The following is a 3,053-nucleotide window of genomic DNA, read 5'->3' as shown; positions in this document are numbered from 1 at the left end:
CGCCATGCCGGCCCCGCCGCCCGCCGCCGCGCCCGTGCCCGACCCGTCGGCCACCACCCTCGCGGTGCTGCTCATCGGCCCCGCGGGAGCGGGCAAGACCAGCGTCGCCAAGTACTGGGCCGACCACCGCCGCGTCCCCACCGCGCACATCAGTCTCGACGACGTGCGCGAATGGGTCCGGTCGGGTTTCGCCGACCCGCAGTCCGGGTGGAACGACAACTCCGAGGCGCAGTACCGGCTGGCCCGACGCACCTGCGGGTTCGCCGCGCGCAACTTCCTCGCCAACGGGATCTCGTGCATTCTCGACGACGCCGTCTTCCCCGACCGTCCGGTCGTCGGGCTCGGCGGCTGGAAGCGGCACGTGGGGCCCGGTCTGCTGCCGGTCGTGCTCCTGCCCGGCCTGGACATCGTCCTGGAGCGCAACGCCGAACGCAGCGGCAACCGCCGTCTGACCGACGAGGAGGTCGCCCGGATCCACGGCCGGATGGCCGGGTGGTACGGCTCGGGGCTGCCGATCATCGACAACTCCCAGCTGGACGTGCCCGCGACGGCTCGAGTCCTGGACGACGTACTGGCCCGCTCGATCGCGAGCCCACCCCAGTGGTAGCCGACACCCCGACCACCTGACGCCACGACACCGGTCCGCCGTGACGCCGGCCGGTCGGGCTGCCGTGGTGCCGGGGCGGAGGACGGCCGGGGCGGCGGACAGCCCGTCCGTCGTGGCCGAGGGCGGGGCGTCGCGGGGCCCAGGGTGGTGGGTCGCCCGAACGGCGCCCGCCCACACGGCCCTCTCGAACGGCGGGATCCGGCCACCGCTCGTAGGCTCGGCTCATGTCAGAGGTGTACGCGGCCCGCCGGACGCGGCTACGAGAGCGGTGCAACGCGGGCGGCAGCGCGGCGGCGCTGGTCTCCCGGGCCGCCAATGTGCGCTATCTCGCGGGCGCCGCCCCGCGCGACGCCGTCCTGCTCCTGGGAAAGCGCGAGGACCTGCTGGTCTGCGCCGTCCCGCCGGACGAACGGCCCGCCGAGGGCCGCCCCGACGAGACGCTGCGCGTCCACGTCCTGTCCAGCCCCGGCGGCGATCCGGCCGTCGCGGCCGCCGATCTCGTCGCGGCCCAGGGCGCCGACTCCGTGGCCGTCGAGGAACACCACCTCACCGTGGCCCGGCACCGCGCCATCGGCTCGGTCGCCCCCGGGCTGCGCCTGGCCGACCTCGGTGGCGCGGTCGAGCAGCTGCGGGTGGTCAAGGACGAGGAGGAGATCTCCTGTCTGCGGATCGGCGCGGAGATCGCCGACCAGGCCCTCGGCGAGCTGCTGGAGTCCATCCTGGTCGGGCGGACCGAGCGCCACCTCGCCCTGGAGCTGGAGCGGCGCCTCGTCGACCACGGGGCCGACGGTCCCGCCTTCGCGACCTCCGTCGCCACCGGCCCGAACTCCGGCCTGCGCGGCCACGCGCCCACCGACCGCAGGGTCGAGGAGGGCGACTTCCTCTCCGTCTGCCTCGGCGCGACCTACCACGGCTACCGCTGCGAGATCGGCCGCACCTTCGTCATCGGCACCTCGCCCGCCGACTGGCAGATCGAGCTCTACGACCTCGTCTTCGCCGCCCAGCGCGCCGCACGGGAGTCCCTGACGCCCGGTGCGGCCTACCGTGACGTGGACAGTGCCGCACGTCACGTACTGGGCTCCGCGGGCTACCGCGAGGGCCTTTCACCACTCACCGGACACGGTGTGGGACTCGAAATCGACGAGGACCCGCAGCTGGCCCCCGCAGCCATGGGTAAACTGGACGCTTGCGTGCCGGTCACCGTCGAACCGGGGGTTCACCTCCCGGGCCGGGGCGGCGTCCGGATCGATGACACGCTCGTCGTACGCCCCGAGGCGGACGGCGGACCCGAGCTACTCACCATCACGACCAAGGAGCTGCTCGCCCTGTAGGCAGGTGCGTGCGCCGGGGTCGTCCACGTCAGTCCAGGAGATTCCGCAACCGTGGCTTCCACGAACGACCTCAAGAACGGCCTGGTGCTCAAGCTCGAAGGCGGCCAGCTCTGGTCCGTCGTCGAGTTCCAGCACGTCAAGCCCGGCAAGGGCCCTGCCTTCGTGCGCACCAAGCTGAAGAACGTGCTTTCCGGCAAGGTCGTCGACAAGACGTTCAACGCCGGTGTCAAGGTCGAGACGGCCACTGTCGACAAGCGCGACATGCAGTTCTCGTACATGGACGGCGAGTACTTCGTCTTCATGGACATGGACACGTACGACCAGCTGATGATCGACCGTAAGACGGTCGGCGACGCGGCCAACTTCCTCATCGAGGGCTTCACGGCCGTCGTCGCCCAGCACGAGGGCGAGGTGCTCTTCGTCGAGCTGCCTGCCGCCGTCGAGCTGGTCATCCAGGAGACCGAGCCGGGTGTCCAGGGCGACCGCTCCACCGGTGGCACCAAGCCCGCCACGCTGGAGACCGGTCACCAGATCCAGGTCCCGCTCTTCATCACCACCGGTGAGAAGATCAAGGTCGACACCCGCACGAGCGACTACCTCGGCCGGGTGAACAGCTAACCGTGGCTGCCCGCAACACGGCCCGCAAGCGCGCCTTCCAGATCCTCTTCGAGGGCGACCAGCGCGGCGCGGACGTCCTGACGGTCCTCGCGGACTGGATCCGGCTCTCCCGGACCGACGACCGGCAGCCGCCGGTGAGCGAGTACACGATGCAGCTGGTCGAGGGGTACGCGCAGTACGCGCGGCGCATCGACGAGCTGATCGCTCAGTACTCGGTCGGCTGGACGCTCGACCGGATGCCGGTCGTCGACCGCAACCTCCTGCGTCTCGGCGCCTACGAGCTGATCTGGGTCGACGAGACCCCGGACGCCGTGGTGCTGGACGAGATGGTGCAGCTGGCGAAGGAGTTCTCCACGGACGAGTCGCCCTCCTTCGTCAACGGCCTGCTCGGCCGTCTGAAGGAGCTCAAGCCTTCGCTGCGTCGCGACGAGGCATAAAGCGGTAACGGAAGGCGGGGGAGACCCCCTGTATGCCGGAGGGCCCGCAGCGTCACGCTG

General features: G+C 71.2%; 4 protein-coding genes. All 4 read left to right on the top strand.

Translation table 11 applies throughout. The annotated features are described in order from the left end of the window. Window positions 1–607, top strand: a 607-nt coding sequence (locus FNH09_RS45775; protein ID WP_338017880.1) for an AAA family ATPase, incomplete at its 5' end; no start/stop codon positions are given. A 224-nt stretch (window positions 608–831) separates the two neighbouring features. Beyond that, a complete protein-coding gene (locus tag FNH09_RS45770) occupies window positions 832–1,938 on the top strand; it encodes an aminopeptidase P family protein (RefSeq protein ID WP_152895776.1) in 1,107 nt (368 codons plus the stop codon). Window positions 1,939–1,989: 51 nt separating this feature from the next. Then, window positions 1,990–2,556 (top strand): elongation factor P, encoded by a 567-nt coding sequence (gene efp, locus FNH09_RS45765; protein WP_162470102.1) that lies wholly within the window; start codon window positions 1,990–1,992, stop codon window positions 2,554–2,556. Between the two features lie 2 nt (window positions 2,557–2,558). Beyond that, window positions 2,559–2,993 carry a transcription antitermination factor NusB gene (gene nusB / locus FNH09_RS45760; RefSeq protein WP_162470101.1) on the top strand — a complete coding sequence of 145 codons (435 nt, stop codon included), beginning with the start codon at window positions 2,559–2,561 and terminating at the stop codon, window positions 2,991–2,993. Window positions 2,994–3,053: the final 60 nt, after the last annotated feature.

The organism is Streptomyces adustus, from assembly GCF_009377175.1.
Classification (GTDB): domain Bacteria; phylum Actinomycetota; class Actinomycetes; order Streptomycetales; family Streptomycetaceae; genus Streptomyces; species Streptomyces adustus.
This window is presented reverse-complemented; position numbering and strand designations above follow the sequence as displayed.

Excerpts from the sequence above, each read along its gene's own strand:
- FNH09_RS45770 (WP_152895776.1), top strand. The coding sequence starts at position 832 with ATGTCAGAGGTGTACGCGGCCCGCCGGACGCGGCTACGAGAGCGGTGC.